Genomic DNA, 19,403 nt, shown 5'->3' with positions numbered 1-19,403 from the left:
AACCAGGGTCAGCCGGTCCGAATCGCTCACGGCCAGGTCGACCAGGCCGGCTCGGCGGCGGTGACTTCGCGGCCGTAGCGCTGGAAAGCCAGTGCGCGATAGTGACTCATGATCGGCGCGCTGCCGGGCTGCATCTGCAGCGGCGGCAACGGACCCAGCCGCGTCAGCGAACGGCCCGCGCTCGCCGTGGGCGGGCCGGCCGCGGCCAGCGCCAGTTCGTTCTCGGTGTCGATGACCACGGTGGGGGTGGCCGACGACGCCCATTCGCCCAAATTCGGCTTCTGCGGATCGGTATCGAAAGTGCCTCGCGCGCTGTGGTATTCAACCAGTTCGCTGATCAGCCCGGTATTCTCCCATTCCCACGCCACGGCGAAGGCGCCGGCCAGGATGGGCGCCGAAATACTGGCGGCCCACCGGGCCCGCGCGTCGGCGTCTGCGATCGAGTACCGCACCGAGTCGACCGCAAGCGCGGCCGGCACCTTGAGCTCGGCGGCCTGCTCGAGTTTCGTCATCGCACGCCAGTATTCCGGGGTGCCGACCTCACCGAGGAGGATGCCGAGTCCCTTGGCTTGCCGGGCCTCGGTCTCCTCCAGCGTTTCATCGGGATCGCCCGAACTATCCATCCCCAGGTCGGCCAAGGCATCCGCGCGCCACACGGTTCCCAGATGACTGTCGAGCTGGGCGTACTGCAGCCAACTGCTGCGCGGCGATGAGTCGAGCAGTTGCCGGGCCTGGGCGATCAGCTCCACCGCGTCGGCAAAGCGGCTCCAGAAGATGGCAATCCAACTGCGCTGCAGCAAGATACGGTGCAAATGCAAAGGCTTGCCGAGTTCCCGCCAGTGCCGCTCGGCATGCTCCAGGCATTCGTCAGCGGATTTCAGCTCGCCCGCCGCCAGCTTGGTGAGTCCCATGTACAGCCAGCACCGGGCGACATCGTGCGCCCGGGCGTACCGAGCGATGACAGGGTAAGCCTCGGACACCAGCTGGTCGGTGGTCGCGTGGTCGCGTATTAGCCAGGTCGCCGCCGCGCGCTCCAATTGTGTTCTGGCATTAGCTAATTCCCATCCACGGGAGAGCGCCGTGGCCCCGGCGCGACGCAACCAGGGCTCGGCTTCGGCCAATCGGCCGGTCTCCACGCAGAATCGGCCGTACGCCGTCGCGGCGTCCACCACAAGATGGTCGGCGGCCTCGCCGCCATCGCGCAGGCGGTCAACGTCGTCAAGCACCTGCTGCCACAACGGGGCTGAGCGTACATGCAGGTCGTCGTCGCAGAGCGCCGCCGCGCACAGGACCCGCGCGTGGGTGATCAGGCGGGCGTGCTCGTCGGCCAGATCGGGAAATGCGTCGTCCGCGTCGCTCAGCACGGCTAGCGCCGCCCGGGCCCCCTCGTGATCCCCCTGCGCAGCGGCTGAGCTGGTCTGCAGAAACTGGGCCCGTCGCGAATAGCGGCGGGCCGTCCGGGCGGAGTCGGTATCGCCTTCCGCCAGTCGGCGGGTCACCTCGCGGATACGCCGGATACATTCCTGCACTCCGTCATTCACGCCGCGCGCGAGGTAGATCTCTCCGAGTTGCGCAAAGACTTCGAGCATGAGATCGTCGCGGTCCTCCCGCTCGATCTGCGGCACCAGGGACAGCAGCAGATCCCGGGCCTGCGTTTCGTCGGCGGCGAAGGCCAACCGACGGGCGCGCTCGAGTTCGCCAGGGATCGACACGGCTGCATCATAAGTCCGCCGTCGCCGGTGTGGCGAGCGCCGGGAACGGCGGACGTGTGAGTGAAAGCACGTCCGCCGCCCGGGGTTCGACCGGCTAACCGCAAGTCACCTTGATGTTGAAGTCCTTGGTGATCATTCCGGCCATCGGGTTCTTCATGTCCGCGCCCTGCGCCTGGCCGGTGATGGTGTAGGTCTTGCCGTCGACCGCCACGTTGGCCGAGCCGACCTTGGCGCCCATGGCGTTGCTGACCGTCAGCGCGTTGCCGTCGACGAAAAGCGCCAACGACTCGACCTTCGGAGTGGCCTCGTCGGTCATCACCACGGCGAGCGCCTGCTGGGCACCGGCCGCCCGTGTCCCGCTGCCGATGTCGATCTTGCCGCCCGTCCTGACGCAGGTCACCGAGGCCGGGTTCAGGCCCGCCAGGTCGGTGCCGCCCACCTTGACCTGGGCGGGGGCGGCCCCCTGGCTGACGCTGGGCGCCGAGCTCGACGCCGGGGCGGCGGTGTGGCCGCCGCTCGAGCAGGCAACCAGAGCCACTGAAGCCGTAGCACAGCCGAGAGTTCCAATCGCAGCCGCGAGGAGACGTTTCACTGAATTTCCTTCCTTCGTGCTTCGCCCCATTGGCGTCGCCATGGGCGCAAGTACAGACGTACGGTGCCGCTACCGATCCCAATTTCGCCGCGGGTGCGCGAAGAGGGGGTACGCTGCCTCGACACGGCCAACGAAGGGAGAGCCGCGATGGCGAAGGTGAAATGGCTGGAAAAGCCTGAGGCGCATGACTTTCCGGCAGCGGCCGACTATCTCGCCCTGCTCACCCCAGCGGGTACCGCGAATGAACTTGCGGAAAAGCTGAAGGGCGGGATCGTCTCCTACAAGAAGGCCAAAGACATCCTGCGCGCCGCGCAGCTGGGCCTGTTGCCCCCGGACAATCCCCATGTCGCGGCCGACCTTTCCAAAATCAAGAAGGGCCAACCGCTGTCGCCCATCCTGCTGGTGCGCGGCGACTTCACGACCGGCGTCCCGCTGCAGATCGCCGACGGTTACCACCGGGTGTGCGCGAGCTATCACACGGACGAGAACACAGACATCCCGGTGGTTATCGTTTCACCGTGATCGATATCAAGGTCTTCGAAGGGGCGCCGGTGGCGGTGCGGCTGCTGACCCTGTCGTCGGGGCGCGTCAACGCCCAGGATGTCGGACTGCTCGAGGAGTTGACGGGCACGCTCGGCGAGTTGCGGCACTCGGGCGCCGGCGCGCTCGTCCTCACCGGCGCCGGCCGCGCATTCAGCGCCGGCGTCGACCTCAAGCGGGTGGTCGAAGGCGGTGCGGAGTACATCGACCGGCTGATTCCCGCGCTGTCCGAGGCGTTCGAGGCGGTGTTCTGTTATCCGGGGCCGACGGTGGCCGCCATCAACGGTGCCGCCATCGCGGGCGGATGCGTGCTGGCCTGCGCCTGCGACAGGCGGCTGATCGGCCCCGAGGCCCAGATCGGAGCGTCCGAGGTCCGGGTCGGAGTGCCATTTCCGACGGCGGCGCTCGAGGTGATGCGCTACGCGTGCGGAAGCCGTGCCGAGGAGGTGTTGCTCGGCGGTCGGCTCTACCGGGGTGAGGAGGCCGTCGCGAACGGACTCGCCCACCGCGTGGTCGACGACGACCTTGTCGAGGCGGCTCTGGCGGAGGCGACCGACCTCGGCGGTATCCCGGTGGACGCGTATCGCCACACGAAAGCCCAGCTGCGTGGCCCCACGCTGGCGCGGATTCGCGAGGGCGGTCTCATCGATAGCGAGGTTCGCGGGCTGTGGGCCGCGGAGGAGACGATGCGACGCCTCGCCGCGCACGTCGAGCGCTTGGGGCGGCGCTGAGCGCGATCTATTCGTCGAGGGCGACGCCGCCCTCGGGGCGCCGGCGTCGCAGTCGATGCGAACCCTTGCCGGTCGGGCGGCGGTTCTGTAAGCGGGCGCGGGAGGTGGCCGCTTCTTGGGTATCCTCTGCGGCCGGTTCCACCTCTGCCACCGGTTCCGCGGTGATCTCGGCGGGCTCCTCCGGCGGTGCCGTCGTTTCGGTCTCTGCGGTTTCTACCTCGGCCTCGGCGGCTTCGGCCTCTACGTCGGCCTCTACGTCGGCCGGTGCAGTCTCTGCCTCTTCGGTCTCTGCCTCGGCCGCTACGGTCTCTGCGTCGGCCTTTGTGTCGGCTTCTGTGGCGACTTCGTCCGCTTCGTCGCCGCCCTTCTTGCGCCGCAGGCGTCGCGTCTTGGGCTTCTTCGTCTTGATCGGTTTCGGCCGTGGCGGCGGCAACTCCGCAACAAACGACAGGTAGAACGCGAAGATGCCCAGCAACCCGATTGCCGCAGCGGCGCCGTAACTCCCGAACAACCATTGACCAGCGGAATCCAGGCTGAGCCAAATCTCGCTGATCGCGGTGCCGATGATCAGCACGCCCGCCAACACATGCGCGACGATCGACCAGACCCTCAGGGACAGGGCCAGCTGCGGGGTTCGGAGCTCAGGCTTGCGGGTGCGCAACAGGGTGAACACCACGGGCAGGGCGGCCAGGGCCAAGAGCGCACCCGCCACTATCCGGAGCGCGGTCCCCAGCGAATGCGTGGTCTCGCCCATCAGCTCAGGCCAACGGGGCAACACGAAAAAGAAGTAGAGGACGCCGGCAGCGATCGAAAACGACGCGTGCCACGGTATGGCGACCTTGCGCCCCATACGCCTCCTCATGCCGGTGCCAAGCCCACGCCAGGATAAAGGCCGCTTGAACCGATTCCAAACAAGTCGGTGTTCGGCCGCGTCTCAGCCGAGTACGACCGGTGGCGGAGGATGCGGGATTTGAACCCGCGAGGGCTGTTAACCCAACCCGCGTTCCAGGCGAGCGCCATAGGCCACTAGGCGAATCCTCCGTGGCCCATGGTAGCGGCTGAGATCGACGCGCCTGACGGCGGAACCGCGACGCCGATTCGCACAGGATCGGCGGCACGATAAACCGTTGCGACGCGCGTCGTGCCTTCGCAACCACTACCCGACCGTGCCCACGATGTTGACGTGCGCCGACGGCCAGACCGACAGGCACCGCGTCACTGGGGTCAATACGGTTTCGCCAAACCGGCGGTGTCGACTCGGCCAGCCTATGGGGCTACCGCCGCCCCGATCGGAAAGGACCCGACGGTGATGGTGGTGAGGACGGTTTTGCTGAGGGGAGTTTTCCGTGAAGACAATGACCTACTCCTCGACCCGCGCGAATTTCGCCGCCGCGATCGACTCGGTCCTCGAGGACCGCGAAGAAATCGTGATCACCCGTTCGGGCAAGGAGCCCGTGGTCCTGATCGCACTCGACGACTATCGATCGCTCAAAGAGACCGCGCACCTTCTGTCTAACCCGGTGAATGCGCGGCGTCTGCTTGCCTCGATCGAGCGGCTCGAATCCGGTGGCGGGGTCGTCCGGGACCTCGTCGAGTGAACTGATGTGGGACGAATCGGCCTGGGACGACTACCTGTACTGGCAGCAGCAAGACCGCAAAGTCCTACGACGCATCAACCAACTGATCGCTGACATCCAGCGCCACGGCAACGAAGGAATCGGAAAACCCGAACCGCTCAAACACGGGCTGCACGGCTACTGGTCGCGTCGAATCACCGCGGAACACCGCTTGGTCTACAAGGTTGCGGACGGCTCCGTCCGGATCGCGCAATGCCGACTGCATTACACCTAGCTTGGCTCCGGGATGATCTCGCTGCGCGGCCTTCACGACGCCCCGCATAACAGTCAGGTGGGCTCAATGGCCGCGACGCCCCGCGGCCGCCGCTGCTTGCCCAGGGCCAGGTATTAGACTCGCCCTGGACCCCGCGCGGCGTCTATCCTGTGAACTCCCCCAGGGCCGGAAGGCAGCAAGGGTCAATGGGCTCTGTCGGGTGCGCGGGGTCCCCCATGTCGGGGCCGTGCATGACCCTGTCCCCCGGCGTCCGACAGCGAAAGGGCCCGTGGTGTCTTTCGATTCCCTCAGCCCCGAAGAGCTGGCCGCGGTGCACGCACGCAACCAGCAGGATTATGCGGAGTTGCAGGCCAAAAAGCTTGCCCTGAATCTGACCCGTGGCAAACCGTCGGCGGAGCAGCTCGACCTGTCCAACCGGTTACTGCGTCTGCCCGGAGAGGACGATTACCGCGACGCCGAGGGCACCGACACCCGCAACTACCTCGGCCAGCACGGTCTGCCCGAGCTGCGGGCCATCTTCGGGGAGCTGCTCGGCATCCCGGTGCAGAACCTGATCGCCGGGAACAACTCCAGCCTGGAGCTGATGCACGACCATGTCACCTTTTCGATGCTGCACGGCGGGGTGGACTCGCCTCGGCCCTGGAAGGACGAACCGAGCGTCAAGTTCCTCTGCCCCGTCCCCGGATACGACCGGCATCACAACCTGACCGAGACCATGGGCATCGAGATGATCCCGATCCCGATGCTTCAGGACGGTCCCGACATCGACCTCATCGAAGAACTGGTGGCCGTCGACCCCGCGATCAAAGGGATGTGGGCGGTGCCGGTGTTCAGCAACCCAACCGGGATCACCTACTCCTGGGAAACGGCTCGCCGGCTCGTCCAGATGCGGACGGCAGCACCCGACTTCCGGCTGTTCTGGGACAACGCGTACGCGGTGCACACCCTGACGCACGACTTCGTCCGCCAAGTCGACATGCTCGGGCTGGCCGCCGCGGCCGGCAACCCGAACCGGCCGCACGTCTTCGCGTCCACCTCGAAGATCACTTTCGCCGGCGCCGGTGTCAGCTTCCTGGGCGGTTCGCTCGGCAACATCGCCTGGTACCTGCAGTACGCGGCGAAGAAATCGATCGGCCCGGACAAGGTCAACCAGCTGCGGCATTTGCGCTTTTTCGGCGACGCCGACGGGGTACGCCTGCACATGCTGCGCCACCAGCAGATACTGGCGCCCAAGTTCGCGCTGGCGGCCGAAATCCTGGACCAGCGGCTGAGCGACTCCAAGATCGCCTCCTGGACCGAGCCCAAGGGCGGCTACTTCATCAGCCTCGACGTGATGCCGGGCACCGCGCGCCGGACCGTCGCGCTGGCCAAAGACGCCGGCATCGCGGTCACCGAGGCCGGCGCGTCGTTCCCCTACCGAAGAGACCCGGACGACAAGAACATCCGAATCGCGCCCACCTTCCCATCGCTGCCCGATCTGCGGGATGCGGTCGACGGGCTCGCGACCTGCGCGCTGTTGGCGGCCTCGGAGCGGTTGCTGGTGTCCGCCGCTTCGAGCGTGAGCTGAGGGCGAAGAAATCGCCGCCGAAATCCCGCCCGCAGTTCACGTTCGACGGCTGGCGGGCTTTGGTCGGACGGCGCCGGTAGCCTGCTGACCGTGGCTCTCTACCGGAAGTACCGACCGGCGACCTTCGCCGAGGTGGTGGGTCAGGAGCACGTCACCGAACCGCTGTCCATCGCCCTGGAGGCGGGCCGGATCAACCACGCATACCTGTTCTCCGGGCCCCGCGGCTGCGGAAAGACCTCGTCGGCGCGCATCTTGGCCCGGTCATTGAACTGCGCTCAGGGACCGACGGCCAACCCCTGCGGAGTCTGCGAATCTTGCATCGCGCTGGCCCCCAACGCGCCCGGCAGCATCGACGTGGTAGAGCTCGACGCCGCGAGCCACGGCGGCGTGGACGACACCCGCGAGCTGCGGGACCGCGCTTTCTACGCCCCGGCGCATTCCCGCTATCGGGTGTTCATCGTCGACGAAGCGCACATGGTGACCACGGCCGGCTTCAATGCGCTGCTCAAGATCGTGGAAGAACCGCCCGAACATCTCATCTTCATCTTCGCGACCACCGAACCGGAGAAGGTACTGCCGACGATCCGGTCGCGCACGCACCACTACCCATTTCGGCTGCTGCCGCCGCGCACCATGCGGGCCCTGATCGAGCGGATCTGTGCGCAAGAGGGCGTTGTCGTCGACGATGCGGTGTATCCACTGGTGATCCGGGCCGGCGGCGGCTCGCCGCGGGACACGCTATCGGTACTGGATCAGTTAGTGGCCGGGGCAAAGGACGCTCACCTGACCTACCGGCGGGCGCTGGGCTTGCTGGGCGCCACCGACATGGCGCTGATCGACGACGCCGTCGACGCTCTTGCCGCCGGGGACGCCGCCGCGCTGTTCGGTGCGGTCGAATCGGTGATCGACGCCGGCCACGACCCGCGACGGTTTGCCACCGACCTGCTGGAGCGGTTCCGCGATCTCATTGTGCTGCAAGCGGTTCCGGACGCGGCCGGCCGCGGCGTGGTGGACGCCCCCGAGGACGTGCTGGACCGGATGCGCGACCAAGCCGCCCGCATCGGCCCGGCGACCCTGACCCGGTACGCCGAAGTGGTGCAGGCGGGGCTCGGCGAGATGCGCGGTGCGACGGCGCCGCGGCTGTTGCTCGAGGTGGTCTGCGCGCGACTGCTGCTGCCCTCGGCCAGCGATGCCGAATCGGCGTTGCTGCAGCGGGTCGAGCGGATCGAGACCCGGCTGGACATGTCGATTCCCGCGTCCGAGACTGCGGCGCCCCCGCCGCGGCCCGCCGCGAAGCCGAAGCCGAACCCTGCGCCCGCGCCGGCTGCCAAAGCGCCCACGCCGGCTGCAGAAGCGCCCGCGCCGGCTGCCGAAGCGCCCGCCGCGCCGACTGCCGATGCGCCCGCCGCTGCGGGTGAACTCAACGCGACCGCGGTACGAACCATGTGGCCGACGGTCCGCGACAAGGTGCGCCGACGCAGCCGCACCACCGAGGTGATGCTGGCGGGCGCCACCGTCCGCGCGGTCGAGGACAACACCCTGGTGCTGACTCACGCGTCCGCGCCGCTGGCCAAACGGCTCTCCGAACAGCGCAACGCCGAGGTCATCGCCGAGGCGCTCAAAGACGCGCTCGGAGTGGACTGGCGGGTGCGGTGCGAGACCGGCGCACCGGAACCCGCGGCCGCGCCATCGCCGGTCAGACACGGACCGCCGGCGAAGGAGCCTGCGAATGCGGATTCCGCTCGGCAGGACGAAGAGGAACACCTGCTCGCCGAAGCGGGCCGCGGCGAGCGCTCGGAGCCGCGCCGCGACCCCGAAGAAGTCGCCCTTGAATTGCTGCAGAACGAGCTTGGCGCGCGCCGCATAGACGGCGGCTAGGCTCGTTTCAGGGTTGCCACCAGGGCCTCAGCGGCAGGCTGTCGTCGCCGCGCTCGTCGACGTTGCCGGCCAGCACGTGATGCAACTGAAGGTTGTTCTGCTCGAAGGCCACCCGCGAGGCCGCCATATACAGACCCCAGACCTTGGCGGTCGGGAGGCCGACCTCGGCGACGGCGTCGTCCCAGTGGTCGACCAGGTTGCGGCACCAGTCACGCAGCGTCAGCGCGTAGTGGTGGCGGAAGTTCTCTTCGTGCAGCACCTCGAAACCGACGTCCTGGATTTCGGTGACGATGCGTCCCGAGCCGGTCAGCTCCCCGTCCGGGAAAACGTAGCGATCGGTGAAGCCGCCCGCGAAGGACGTCGACCTGTTGTCGTGCCGGGTGATGCAGTGATTGAGCAGCAGACCGCCGGTGCGCAGCTTCGACTTCAGAAAACCGAAGTACGAGGGGTAGTTCTTGACGCCGATGTGCTCGGTCAACCCGATGGACGAGACCGCGTCGAAGTCCCCCTCGCCGACGTCGCGGTAGTCGGAGTGCCGCACCTCGGCGAGTTCGGTCAGGCCCTCATCGTGGATCGCCCGCTGCGCCCATTGCGCCTGCTCGGCCGAGAGGGTGGCGCCGATCGCCCGAACACCGCGTCGCGCCGCGTAGCGCACCATGCCTCCCCAGCCGCAGCCGACGTCGAGCAGCCGGTCGCCGGGGCGTAAACGCAGCTTGTCGAAGATCAGCCGGTACTTGTTCTCCTGGGCTTCTTCCAGCGTCGCGTCGGCATGCGGATACACCGCGCAGGTGTACGTCATCGACGGACCGAGCACCCACTCGTAGAAGGTATTGGAGACGTCGTAGTGGTGGTGGATCGCCTCAGCGTCACGCGCCTTGCTGTGCATCACGCCGGCCGCGATCCGCCGCCAGCGCGGCGGCGTCTCCTGCGGCGGCGGCGCGACGGGCAACAGACGTTCGACACCGAGGGACCGGACGACGTTGGCCAGCACCAAGGGCGACGGTCGCTTGAATTGCACCCTGTCGGTCAGCGTCTTGAGCAGTTCGTAGGGATCTCCCGGGTGCACGCCGTAGGTATCGAGGTCACCGGACACGTACGCCCGGGCAAGACCGAGTTCGCCCGGTGCGGTGGCCAGGTAAGTGGCGCCGCGGGGTGTTCGCAAGTCCAGGCCTAGTGCGGCGTTCGCATTGCCCGCGGTGCTGCCGTCGTAGGCGGTGAACTTCAGCGGATGGCGCCCGGTGGCGGCGAAGATCTCCAGGATCTCCGCCATGCTCAGCCTGCCCCCGGGCGGGGGCGCCGCCCGGTCTCTGGCCTCTCTCGTGGTTGTCATCGCCGTTGCACCGCCTTCGCATAGAGGTCCAGGAGACGAGAATCGGGATCGTAGGTCTTCTTGACGGTGTTGTAGGCCTCGCCGCCGTACAGTTCGTCGAACTCGTCGCGGGTGTAGAAGGAGTCGGAGTAGAGCGACTTGTGTCCGTCGAGCTCGCTGACCTTTGTCTCGATCATCCGGTTGGTCATGCCCTCGGTGGGAGCGGCCGGCACCGAGGACCAGAAGCCGATGTTGACGTAGGTGTGGTCGGGTCGCATGGGGTACAGCGGCCAGCCATCGCGATCGCGCAGCCGCAGCGGGCACAGCCAGATCGGTGTGATGGGCACGTTCGCCAGGAACCACTCCAAGAACTCGCAGGTCCGCTCGACGGGCACCTCCACGTCCTGCACCACCCGCTCACGCGGCGGTCGTCCCCGACGCTTCTCGATCCGGTCGGCGATGCCGAGGCGCTGGTCGAGTGCGACCAGCTTCCAATAGAAGCTGCTGCGCCGGTAGCGGCGCGGCCAGAAGCGCCGCACCCGCGGGTTCTGCACGCCGAACGCGCGCGAGCACCAGAACCAGTCGGTGTCCCAGCGCCAGAAGTAGTCGTGGATTGTCAACCGGTCGTCTTTGGCGGGCTCCACGCCGGCGGAGTCGTGCCGGATCGAGCGGTAGTAGATGTTCTTCCCGGTGTAGTCGCTGACCGGTCCCGGAGTGGTGGTCCGCCTGCCGACGCACAGGTAGCTCTCGTCGGCACGGAAAACCACGCCGTCCAAATAGTCCACCGGGGTGCCGCCCTGCCCGCCGGTATCGATGATGCGTTCCATGGCCGCGACCAGCTCGGGCAGCGACCGGAACCGTATGTGGCGCAGCGCCACAAAGGGCGCGACGGGCTCCAGCTCGATCCGAATCCTGGTCGAATACCCAAGGGTGCCATAGGAATTCGGAAAGGCGCGAAAAAGGTCGGCATGCTGGCTGCGCGATGCGGTGAGCAATTCGCCAGCGCCGGTGAGGATGTCCATCTCGAGCACAGATTCGTGGGGCAGCCCGTTGCGAAACGACGCCGACTCGATACCCAGACCGCTGACCGCACCGCCGAGGGTGATGGTCTTCAGCTGGGGAACCACGAGCGGCGACAAACCATAGGGCAAGGTCGCGGCGACCAGGTCGTCATAGGTGCACATGCCGGCCACGTCGGCGGTGCGCGCTTCGGCATCGACGCCCAGGACGCCGGTCAGCCCCGAGGTATCCAGCCCGCGGGCATCGCGTTTGGCGCGGGCGCGGAACAGGTTTGACGTGGGCTTGGAGAGCCGGACGGCGGACGTCGCCGGGATGGATCGATAACTCGCCATCAACCGATCAACGCCCGCTGCGTGCTCCGAGAGTGCGGATCCAGGGACAGGCACCACATATACCCTAGTCTTCGACAACAGCCCGTGCACCCGCGTACGGGCGGGCGGCACGCAGATATCGAGAGAGGGGTCGGCCTTGGGACAGGTGAGCGCAGCCAGCACGATCTTGATCAACGTGGAGCCCACGGCCACGCTCGCGGCGGTGGCGGATTATCAGAAAGTGCGCCCGAAGATCCTGTCGCCGCAGTACAGCGACTACGAGGTGCTGCAGGGCGGGCAGGGGCCGGGCACGGTCGCCAGATGGAAGCTGCAGGCCACCAAGTCACGGGTTCGCGACGTGCGGGTCGACGTTGATGTGGCCGGCCACACCGTCATCGAGAAGGACGCGAACTCGTCCATGGTCACCAACTGGACGGTGGCTCCTGCCGGACGGGGGTCCAGCGTCACGATGAAGACCACCTGGAACGGCGCGGGCGGAATCAAGGGTTTCTTCGAAAAGACCTTTGCGCCCTTGGGGCTCAAGCGGATTCAGGCCGAAGTCCTGGCCAATCTGAAGAAGGAACTGGAAGGGTAGCGCGCTCAGCGCGCCTGGCTCTGGGTGGCCAGGAAGGCGGCGACACCGCGGGTCATCGCGTCGGCGTACTTCTGCCGGCCCTCGGGCGATTCCAGCAGTGCCGAATCGGCGGGATTCTTCATGTTGCCGCATTCGACCAGGACCGCCGGATATTGCGCCAGATTCAGGCCCGTGAGGTCGGAGCGACCGTACAGGCCGTCCTGGCCGATGTAGTTACTGGGCGGGATGCCCGAGGCCTGCAACTGATCATGCATGATCCGGGCGTACTGCACCGACGGTCCGGCCTGCACCTGGTTGAGCGGCGGGGCCGAGTAGTTGACGTGGAACCCGCGGCCGGATGGCGGGCCGCCGTCGGCGTGGATGCTCAGAATCGCGTTGGGGCGCAACGAGTTGGCCGTGTTGACGCGCGCGTCGACGCACGGCCCCAGGCCCGTGTCGTTGTCACGTGACATGGCGGTCCGGACGCCGAGCGCGTTCAACGCGGCGCGCACCCGCAGCGCTGTGTCCCAGGTGAAGGTGTGCTCCATATAGCCGCTGTTGGTCGCCGTTCCAGAGGTCTGGCAGTCCTTCGTGCCGCCGCGACCGGTGGGCACCTGACGGGTGATCGAGGCGTCATTGGATCCGTTGTGGCCTGGGTCGATGAAGACGACCATGCCCGCGATGTTGGAAGGGGCTCCCAGGGCGGTCTGGGTCGCCATCGGAATGACCACTGCCGAAACAGCAATCAGTAGGCTGACCACCATCCTGATGCCGACACGCCTGCTCACAAGTTGATCCACGGCGCAAAGGTAATCTCGCGCGGTCTAGGCTGGGTTTCTCGAATCGCCCGACGTCCACAAGCGAAACCAACTCGATACCAAGATGCGAGGGGATTGTCATGCAACCCGGAGGGGACATGTCGGCGCTGCTCGCCCAGGCGCAGCAGATGCAGCAAAAGCTACTGGAAGCCCAACGACAGCTCGCGAACGCCGAGGTGCACGGCCAGGCCGGCGGAGGTTTGGTCAAGGTCGTCGCCAAAGGCAGCGGCGAGGTGGTCGCGGTGCAGCTGGACCCCAAGGTCGTCGACCCCGGGGACATCGACACCCTGCAGGACCTGATCGTCGGCGCCATGCGCGACGCTTCCGCGCAGGTCACCAAAATGGCGCAGGAGCGGCTGGGCGCGCTGGCCGGCGGCATGGGTGGCCCTGCGGCCCAGCCGCAGGCGCCCCCGCCCACCCAAATGCCGGGGATCTAGACGCAGTACCGGCATGTTTGAGGGACCCGTTCAGGACCTGATCGACGAGCTCGGCAAGCTGCCGGGCATCGGCCCTAAGAGCGCCCAGCGCATCGCGTTTCACCTGTTGTCGGTCGAACCTCCGGAGATCGACCGACTGACCGCCGTCCTGGGGAAGGTCCGCGACGGCGTGCGGTTCTGCGCGGTGTGCGGCAACGTGTCGGACGACGAGCGGTGCCGCATCTGCGCCGATCCCCGCCGGGACGGCTCGCAGGTGTGCGTCGTCGAGGAGCCCAAGGACATTCAGGCTGTCGAGCGCACCCGCGAATTCCGCGGCCGCTACCACGTGCTGGGCGGTGCGCTTGACCCGCTGTCCGGTATCGGACCCGATCAGCTGCGAATCCGTGAGCTGCTGACCCGCATCGGTGAGCGCGTCGACGACGTCGACATCACCGAGGTCATCATTGCCACCGACCCCAACACCGAGGGTGAGGCGACGGCGACCTATCTGGTTCGGATGCTGCGCGACATCCCGGGCCTGACCGTGACCCGGATTGCCTCGGGTCTGCCGATGGGCGGCGACTTGGAGTTCGCCGACGAGCTGACGTTGGGCCGTGCGCTCACCGGGCGCCGCGCCATGGTCTGACGGTGCTCGGCCCGCGACACTGACACCCCCGGAGACGACACGCCGCCGGGCATGACCCTGACGCACGTTTCGCGAGCGCGCCGGTCGGGGCTTACCCGGTCACCACGGCGAAGTTGTCGCTGGTGCCCCACGCCGCTTGGAAGGTGGCGACGGGGACCTGCTCGTCGCGACCGTTCCTGATGCCGCTGTCGTTGAGGTGCACCACGCCGGCCCTGGTGTCGATGCCGGTGACGACCACGAAGTGGTTCTCCTCGCTGCGGTCGCCGGGTTTGTTCCAGATGGTCCTGTCGTTGAGCCCGACGATCACCTTGCGCCCCTGATCGAGATCCCGTTCGAGCGCATCGAGGTTGGTGTGCACCGCGTTGGCCTGGACGCCGTAGTGACCCAGCAGTACCGGCAGGTCTGAGTTCTTGGTCTTCTTCGACGGGCGGTAGATCGGCCCGGGGTGGCTCACGCTCGGGACGTTTCCGGCCGTGGCGGTGATCTCGGCCTCGCTGGGCTGGTGTCCCGTGATCTGGCCGATCACATCGGCCACCGCCATTTCCCCGCAGTCGTAATCCTCTTGCTGGTAGCGCCAGAAGGGCGCGGCGGCGGCGGGGTCGCCGTGCATCCCGTCGCCGGCAGCGTGGGCGGCCGCGGCGAATCCCACCACCGAGCCGGTCGCCGCGCCCAGCACGGCCGCGAACCCTATGGTGCGCACCGCCGCGACGAGCCTGGTGCGTGAGCCGATGTTCATGGGAGCAGGATTGGTGATCGCCCTCAAAGGATCCTTGAAGAATCCTTGGCGTGCAGGTAGATCGGCTCAGCGGGCCGCCAACCGCTCGCGGCGCAACAGGTCCACCTCAGGCAACGCCAGCGGCGGCAGCTCACCCACCACCTTGCTCAGCAGCATGTCGGCCAGTTCGGGGTTGCGGGCAAGGCACGGTCCGTGCATGTAGGTCGCGACCACGCTGCCCTGCAGGGCGCCGTCGAATCCGTCACCCGCTCGGTTGCCCGCGCCCTTGACGACCGTGCCCAGCGGTGAGGCGGCCGGGCCCAAGACGGTGCCGCCGCGGTGGTTCTCGAAGCCGGTGAGCGGTTGGCTCAAGCCCGGCGGCAACGGATTGCTGACCAGCTCGCCGATGGTGCGCTCCGGTTGCGGTGACGTGGTCGCGTCCAGCATGCCGACGCCGTCGACCCGTTCCCCCGCCGACGTCTCATACCAGTGCCCGAGCACTTGGACGGCCGCACAGATTGCCAGCACCGGCGCGCCCCGTTCCGCCGCGCGCTGCAGACCGGGATACCTGAGCAGGTGCCTGGTGGCCAGCCGCTGCGCGTAGTCCTCGGCACCGCCCAGCGTGTAAAGGTCCAACGACTCGGGCACCGGATCGTCCAGGGTGACCTCCAGGATCTCGGCGGCGATGCCACGCATGCGCAGCCGTTGGCGCAGCACCAGGGCGTTGCCGCCGTCGCCGTAGGTGCCCATCACGTCGGGCAGCACCAGGCCCACCCGCACAACTGAATCAGCCATGCCGCGCCAGCCTGCGTTGCAGCTGAAGGAACGCGGTGTAGTTGGCGACGACCTCTACGCGCCCGGGTGGGCACGACGCGATGGCGGCCAACGTGTCGTGCACCAGGGTGTGCGGGACGCCCGCATATCCGAGACGCACCGCAAGATCGGTGCCGCGTTCCCCGGCGGCTACCACGGGTGTTTGTCTCACGGTCTCCTCGAAATGCTCGAATCGCACGTCCCACAGCCAGGACAGGTCCTCGCCGTCGGGCACCTGACCGTTGACGGCGATCACCACACCCGCCGCGTGCTTGTCGACCATCGACAGCGCTTCCTGCCAGCCGGCCGGATTCTTGGCCAGCAGGACCCGAACCTCGTGCTCGCCGATGCGGACGGTGCGATAGCGTCCCGCGACCTCGTCGACGGTGCATACCGCCGTGACCGCCAAGGTGGGGTCGGCGCCCAGGGCGACCGCGGCGGCGACGGCTTGGGCCGCGTTTCCCCGGTTCACCGCGCCCGGCAGGGCCAACCGCATGGGCAGGACCAGCCCGTCGGGCCCGTAGAGGGTCTCGTCGTCGAACCACCACTGCGGGCTGGGCCGCTTGAACTCGGCGCCCGTGGAATACCAATGGCCGTGCTCCCGGACGATGACCTCGCCGCTGCGCGGACAGCTGACCGAGTCGTTCGACCACGAGCCGCCCGCCGCCACCCACACCACGTTCGGGCTGTCGTAAGCCGCGGAGGTCATCAGCACGTCATCGCAGTTTGCGACGATCACCGCCTCGGGGTGCCGGGCGAGGCCGGTCCGCAGCGTGCGTTCTATCACGTTGATCTCGCCGACGCGGTCCAGCTGGTCGCGCGACAGGTTGAGCAATACGATCACCCCAGGCTCGACGGCATCGGCAACGTGCGGCACGTGCATCTCGTCGACTTCCAGGGCGGCCAGCCCGGCGTTGCGGTTGACCGCCAGCGCAGCCACCAGGCCGGCGTCCATATTGGCGCCCTCGGCGTTGGTCGCCACAAACCCCTCGGGGCCCAAAGTGCCCAGTGCGGCCGCGGTCATCCGGGTGGTCGTCGACTTGCCGTTGGTGCCGGTGACCAGGACGGTGCGCCGTCCCGCAGCGAGCTGACGCAGCACCGAGCGGTCCAGGGTCATCGCGACCAGCCCGCCGATCATGGCGCCGGCCCCGCGCCCGCTGACCCGCGAAGCCCACCGGGCGCTCGCTCCCGCGGCGAGGGCCAGGCGTGCACGGGCGGTTACCACCCGCGCAGTTTAGGGCGATCGCAAGCGCGGCGCTTGCGCCGGGCGCCGCGGGTCGCCCTCATCGAGTTAAGTTGCCGACACTGAAGTTGCCGACACGATGCCGAGCGAACGGGCGATGTCGGTTGGCCGTGCCATCCTGTCGTTCATGAACCGGGTGTCCTGGGGGCGGCCGGCCACCGAGCCGGATGGCGGTTGGGCCGTCATCGACGTCGAAACCTCCGGCTTCCGGCCGGGCCAGGCGCGGATCATCAGCGTTGCCGCGCTCGGCCTCGACGCCGCCGGCCAGGTGGAGCAGTCCGTCGTCAGCCTGCTCAACCCCGGGGTGGACCCCGGTCCCACCCACGTCCACGGCCTGACCACGGGGATGCTCGAGGACCAGCCGCAGTTTGTCGACATCGTCGACGACCTGACGGCGGTGCTGCGCGGCCGCACGCTGGTGGCCCACAATGTCGCGTTCGACTACGCATTCCTCGCCGCGGAGGCCGAACTCGCCGACGCCGAACTTCCCGTCGACAGCGTTATGTGCACGGTCGAGCTGGCCCGGCGGCTGGACCTCGGCGTCGACAACCTGCGACTGGAGACCCTCGCCGCGCATTGGGGCGTGATCCAAGAACGGCCGCACGACGCCTTCGACGACGCTTTGGTGCTGACCGGTGTGCTGGCGTCGGCGCTCGAGCGGGCGCGCGAACGCGGCATCTGGTTGCCGGTGCATCCGGTGACCCGCCGCCGGTGGCCGAACGGGCGGGTGACCCATGACGAGCTGCGGCCGTTGAAGGTGCTGGCTTCGCGAATGCCTTGCCGATATCTCAACCCGGGCCCGTACGTTCGGGGGAGGCCGCTGGTGCAGGGCATGCGGGTGGCGTTGGCAGCCGAGGTGGCACGCACCCACGAGGAACTCGTGGAGCGGATCCTGTACGCCGGCCTGGCTTACAGCGACGCCGTAGACGGCGAGACGTCGCTGGTGGTCTGCAACGATGCGGCGCCCGAGCAGGGGAAGGGCTATCACGCCCGGCAGTTGGGGGTGCCGGTGGTCTCCGACGCGGAGTTCATGCAGTCGGTGACCGCTGTCGTGCGCGGGACCAGCATGGAGGAGTTCGCCGACGCCACCGCCGTCGACCCGCAGCTCGCGCTGTTCTGAGCGTCGAGGCGGCGGGCCTCACGCCTCACACCGACGGCCCGGCGGGAGCCGACGACCCGCCGAGGTAATCGCCCGACTGTTAAGTGCGTTCCTCGAGGCCTAACGTGACGCCCGGTTGACCGCCGACACCACGGCACGCAACGACGCCGTGGTGATCGACGGCGCGATGCCGACGCCCCACACTGTGCGGCCCCCGATCGAAGCCTCGACATACGCCGCCGCCTGGGCGTCGTCGCCGGCGCTCATCGCGTGCTCGGAGTAGTCGAGGACCGCAATCTCGAAGCCGACGGTGCCCAACGCGTGGACGAACGCGGCCAGCGGACCGTTCCCGGCGCCGCGGATCTCCGTCTCCTCGCCGTTGATCTTGACGGTCGCGGCGATTTTGGTCGTGCCGCCGTCTTCGTCGGAGGCATCGACATGCTGCTTGATGCGCTCCAGCGGCCGCACGGGGGCGATGTACTCCTCGAAGAACGCGTCCCACATCTCCTTCGGCGAGACCTCACCGCCCTCGCCCGCTGTGCCCTCCGCGATCTTTTGGATCACTTGGGAAAACTCGATCTGCAGCCGTCGCGGCAGGGCCAGGCCGTGATCGGCCTTCATGATGTAGGCCACCCCGCCCTTGCCGGACTGCGAGTTGACCCGGATCACCGCCTCGTAAGTGCGCCCGACGTCCTTGGGGTCGATCGGCAGATACGGCACCTGCCACAGAATGTCGTCGACGTCGGAGTCGGCGTTGTCCGCGTCGATTTTCATCTGGTCCAGGCCCTTGTTGATCGCGTCCTGATGGCTGCCGGAGAACGCGGTGTAGACCAGGTCGCCGCCGTAGGGGTGACGCTCGTGCACCGGCAGCTGGTTGCAGTACTCGACCGTGCGGCGGATCTCGTCAATGTTCGAGAAGTCGATCTGCGGGTCGACGCCGCGGGAGAACAGGTTCAGCCCCAGCGTCACCAGGCAGACGTTGCCGGTGCGTTCCCCGTTGCCGAACAGGCAGCCCTCGATCCGGTCGGCGCCCGCCTGATAACCCAATTCGGCTGCGGCGACGGCGGTTCCGCGGTCGTTGTGCGGATGCAGGCTCAGGATGACGGACTCCCGGTTGGCCAGGTTGCGGCTCATCCACTCGATGGAGTCGGCGTAGACGTTGGGGGTGGTCATCTCCACGGTGGCGGGCAAATTGAAGATGATCGGATTGTCCGGTGTCGGGGCGATGATCTCGCCGACGGCATCGCACACCTGCTTGGCGTACTCCAACTCCGTGCCCGTGTACGACTCCGGCGAATACTCGAACCGCCACTGCGTGCCGGGATATTTGGCGGCCTCCTCGACGCACTTGCGGGCGCCATCGGTCGCGATCACCTGCACCGCGGCCCGGTCGGCGCGAAACACCACGCGGCGCTGCAGGATCGACGTCGAATTGTAGAAGTGCACGATTGCCTTGGGCGCGCCGTCGCACGCCTCGAAGGTGCGCTCGATCAGTTCCGGGCGGCACTGGGTCAGCACCTGGATGGTGACGTCATCGGGAATCGCGCCGGCGGTGATGATTTCGCGAA

At 67.7% G+C, this 19,403-nt stretch carries 20 protein-coding genes, 1 tRNA gene and 1 other RNA gene; 11 read left to right on the top strand and 11 right to left on the bottom strand.

What is annotated here, in order from left to right; genetic code table 11:
• Positions 1–26 precede the first annotated feature (26 nt).
• The gene (locus tag JO059_RS20375) at positions 27–1,712 is read right to left on the bottom strand and encodes a hypothetical protein (RefSeq protein ID WP_293322057.1); all 1,686 of its coding nucleotides are present in this window, start codon (positions 1,710–1,712) and stop codon (positions 27–29) included.
• 94 nt (positions 1,713–1,806) lie between these two features.
• A complete protein-coding gene (locus tag JO059_RS20370) occupies positions 1,807–2,304 on the bottom strand; it encodes a lipoprotein LpqH (RefSeq protein WP_293322055.1) in 498 nt (165 codons plus the stop codon).
• A 147-nt stretch (positions 2,305–2,451) separates the two neighbouring features.
• Here JO059_RS20370 and JO059_RS20365 point away from each other — a divergent pair, with 147 nt between their 5' ends.
• Complete coding sequence (locus JO059_RS20365; protein WP_293322053.1) at positions 2,452–2,826, top strand: hypothetical protein; 375 nt, start codon at positions 2,452–2,454, stop codon at positions 2,824–2,826.
• Positions 2,823–3,575, top strand: a complete 753-nt coding sequence (locus JO059_RS20360) for an enoyl-CoA hydratase/isomerase family protein (protein ID WP_293322051.1) — start codon at positions 2,823–2,825, stop codon at positions 3,573–3,575. Before JO059_RS20365 ends, JO059_RS20360 begins: the two co-directional genes overlap by 4 nt.
• Positions 3,576–3,582: 7 nt before the next feature.
• Here the strand turns inward: JO059_RS20360 and JO059_RS20355 are convergent, their stop codons facing one another.
• Positions 3,583–4,425, bottom strand: coding sequence for a hypothetical protein (locus JO059_RS20355; RefSeq protein WP_293322048.1), 843 nt, complete (start codon positions 4,423–4,425; stop codon positions 3,583–3,585).
• A gap of 102 nt (positions 4,426–4,527) precedes the next feature.
• Positions 4,528–4,616: transfer RNA gene (locus tag JO059_RS20350), tRNA-Ser, on the bottom strand.
• Between the two features lie 305 nt (positions 4,617–4,921).
• Here JO059_RS20350 and JO059_RS20345 point away from each other — a divergent pair.
• From JO059_RS20345 to JO059_RS20325, 5 genes are all read left to right on the top strand, one after another.
• Entirely contained in the window at positions 4,922–5,173 is a 252-nt protein-coding gene (locus JO059_RS20345; protein WP_293322045.1) for a type II toxin-antitoxin system prevent-host-death family antitoxin, read from the top strand.
• 4 nt (positions 5,174–5,177) lie between these two features.
• On the top strand, positions 5,178–5,426 hold the full coding sequence (locus tag JO059_RS20340; RefSeq protein WP_293322042.1) for a Txe/YoeB family addiction module toxin: 249 nt from the start codon (positions 5,178–5,180) through the stop codon (positions 5,424–5,426).
• Positions 5,427–5,548: 122 nt separating this feature from the next.
• Positions 5,549–5,645, top strand: an RNA gene (gene ffs, locus JO059_RS20335) — signal recognition particle sRNA small type.
• Between the two features lie 52 nt (positions 5,646–5,697).
• Positions 5,698–6,993, top strand: coding sequence for an aminotransferase class I/II-fold pyridoxal phosphate-dependent enzyme (locus JO059_RS20330; protein ID WP_293322039.1), 1,296 nt, complete (start codon positions 5,698–5,700; stop codon positions 6,991–6,993).
• A gap of 90 nt (positions 6,994–7,083) precedes the next feature.
• Positions 7,084–8,871: a DNA polymerase III subunits gamma/tau gene (locus JO059_RS20325; protein WP_293322037.1), complete on the top strand. Its 1,788-nt coding sequence runs from the start codon at positions 7,084–7,086 to the stop codon at positions 8,869–8,871.
• Between the two features lie 7 nt (positions 8,872–8,878).
• Here the strand turns inward: JO059_RS20325 and JO059_RS20320 are convergent, their stop codons facing one another.
• Both JO059_RS20320 and JO059_RS20315 read right to left on the bottom strand, forming a co-directional pair.
• Complete coding sequence (locus JO059_RS20320; RefSeq protein WP_293322035.1) at positions 8,879–10,201, bottom strand: class I SAM-dependent methyltransferase; 1,323 nt, start codon at positions 10,199–10,201, stop codon at positions 8,879–8,881.
• Positions 10,198–11,532 (bottom strand): FAD-binding oxidoreductase, encoded by a 1,335-nt coding sequence (locus JO059_RS20315; protein WP_293322033.1) that lies wholly within the window; start codon positions 11,530–11,532, stop codon positions 10,198–10,200. The genes JO059_RS20320 and JO059_RS20315 overlap by 4 nt, the downstream gene beginning before the upstream one ends.
• 136 nt (positions 11,533–11,668) lie before the next feature.
• Between JO059_RS20315 and JO059_RS20310 the strand changes: the two genes are divergently transcribed.
• Positions 11,669–12,106, top strand: coding sequence for an SRPBCC family protein (locus JO059_RS20310; protein WP_293322031.1), 438 nt, complete (start codon positions 11,669–11,671; stop codon positions 12,104–12,106).
• A gap of 5 nt (positions 12,107–12,111) precedes the next feature.
• Here the strand turns inward: JO059_RS20310 and JO059_RS20305 are convergent, their stop codons facing one another.
• Positions 12,112–12,885 (bottom strand): Rv3717 family N-acetylmuramoyl-L-alanine amidase, encoded by a 774-nt coding sequence (locus JO059_RS20305; protein ID WP_293322029.1) that lies wholly within the window; start codon positions 12,883–12,885, stop codon positions 12,112–12,114.
• A gap of 98 nt (positions 12,886–12,983) precedes the next feature.
• Here JO059_RS20305 and JO059_RS20300 point away from each other — a divergent pair, with 98 nt between their 5' ends.
• Positions 12,984–13,340 (top strand): YbaB/EbfC family nucleoid-associated protein, encoded by a 357-nt coding sequence (locus tag JO059_RS20300; protein ID WP_293322027.1) that lies wholly within the window; start codon positions 12,984–12,986, stop codon positions 13,338–13,340.
• Between the two features lie 13 nt (positions 13,341–13,353).
• Positions 13,354–13,965, top strand: a complete 612-nt coding sequence (gene recR / locus JO059_RS20295; RefSeq protein WP_293322025.1) for a recombination mediator RecR — start codon at positions 13,354–13,356, stop codon at positions 13,963–13,965.
• 91 nt (positions 13,966–14,056) lie between these two features.
• On the opposite strand, the gene JO059_RS20290 is transcribed toward recR, so the two are convergent.
• From JO059_RS20290 to JO059_RS20280, 3 genes are all read right to left on the bottom strand, one after another.
• Positions 14,057–14,701: a C39 family peptidase gene (locus JO059_RS20290; RefSeq protein WP_293322023.1), complete on the bottom strand. Its 645-nt coding sequence runs from the start codon at positions 14,699–14,701 to the stop codon at positions 14,057–14,059.
• Between the two features lie 66 nt (positions 14,702–14,767).
• Positions 14,768–15,475 carry a type 1 glutamine amidotransferase gene (locus JO059_RS20285; protein WP_293322021.1) on the bottom strand — a complete coding sequence of 236 codons (708 nt, stop codon included), beginning with the start codon at positions 15,473–15,475 and terminating at the stop codon, positions 14,768–14,770.
• Positions 15,468–16,718: a Mur ligase family protein gene (locus tag JO059_RS20280; RefSeq protein WP_293322019.1), complete on the bottom strand. Its 1,251-nt coding sequence runs from the start codon at positions 16,716–16,718 to the stop codon at positions 15,468–15,470. The genes JO059_RS20285 and JO059_RS20280 overlap by 8 nt, the downstream gene beginning before the upstream one ends.
• A gap of 145 nt (positions 16,719–16,863) precedes the next feature.
• Here JO059_RS20280 and JO059_RS20275 point away from each other — a divergent pair, with 145 nt between their 5' ends.
• Complete coding sequence (locus tag JO059_RS20275) at positions 16,864–17,856, top strand: DEDDh family exonuclease (RefSeq protein WP_293322017.1); 993 nt, start codon at positions 16,864–16,866, stop codon at positions 17,854–17,856.
• Between the two features lie 99 nt (positions 17,857–17,955).
• Here the strand turns inward: JO059_RS20275 and leuA are convergent.
• The coding region (gene leuA, locus JO059_RS20270) for a 2-isopropylmalate synthase (protein WP_293322014.1) at positions 17,956–19,403 on the bottom strand (1,448 nt) is incomplete at its 5' end.

Source organism: Mycobacterium sp., from assembly GCF_019247615.1.
Classification (GTDB): domain Bacteria; phylum Actinomycetota; class Actinomycetes; order Mycobacteriales; family Mycobacteriaceae; genus Mycobacterium.
Note: the sequence above shows the minus strand (reverse complement) of the source record. Positions and strands in the feature narration are given on the sequence as shown.

Bases quoted from the DNA above. Each gene is read 5' to 3' on its own strand.
- JO059_RS20365 (WP_293322053.1), top strand. From the start codon at position 2,452: ATGGCGAAGGTGAAATGGCTGGAAAAGCCTGAGGCGCATGACTTTCCG.
- JO059_RS20355 (WP_293322048.1), bottom strand. From the start codon at position 4,425: ATGGGGCGCAAGGTCGCCATACCGTGGCACGCGTCGTTTTCGATCGCT.
- JO059_RS20340 (WP_293322042.1), top strand. From the start codon at position 5,178: ATGTGGGACGAATCGGCCTGGGACGACTACCTGTACTGGCAGCAGCAA.
- JO059_RS20320 (WP_293322035.1), bottom strand. From the start codon at position 10,201: ATGACAACCACGAGAGAGGCCAGAGACCGGGCGGCGCCCCCGCCCGGG.
- JO059_RS20315 (WP_293322033.1), bottom strand. From the start codon at position 11,532: ATGGCGAGTTATCGATCCATCCCGGCGACGTCCGCCGTCCGGCTCTCC.
- JO059_RS20300 (WP_293322027.1), top strand. From the start codon at position 12,984: ATGCAACCCGGAGGGGACATGTCGGCGCTGCTCGCCCAGGCGCAGCAG.
- recR (WP_293322025.1), top strand. From the start codon at position 13,354: ATGTTTGAGGGACCCGTTCAGGACCTGATCGACGAGCTCGGCAAGCTG.
- JO059_RS20290 (WP_293322023.1), bottom strand. From the start codon at position 14,701: ATGAACATCGGCTCACGCACCAGGCTCGTCGCGGCGGTGCGCACCATA.
- JO059_RS20285 (WP_293322021.1), bottom strand. From the start codon at position 15,475: ATGGCTGATTCAGTTGTGCGGGTGGGCCTGGTGCTGCCCGACGTGATG.
- JO059_RS20275 (WP_293322017.1), top strand. From the start codon at position 16,864: ATGAACCGGGTGTCCTGGGGGCGGCCGGCCACCGAGCCGGATGGCGGT.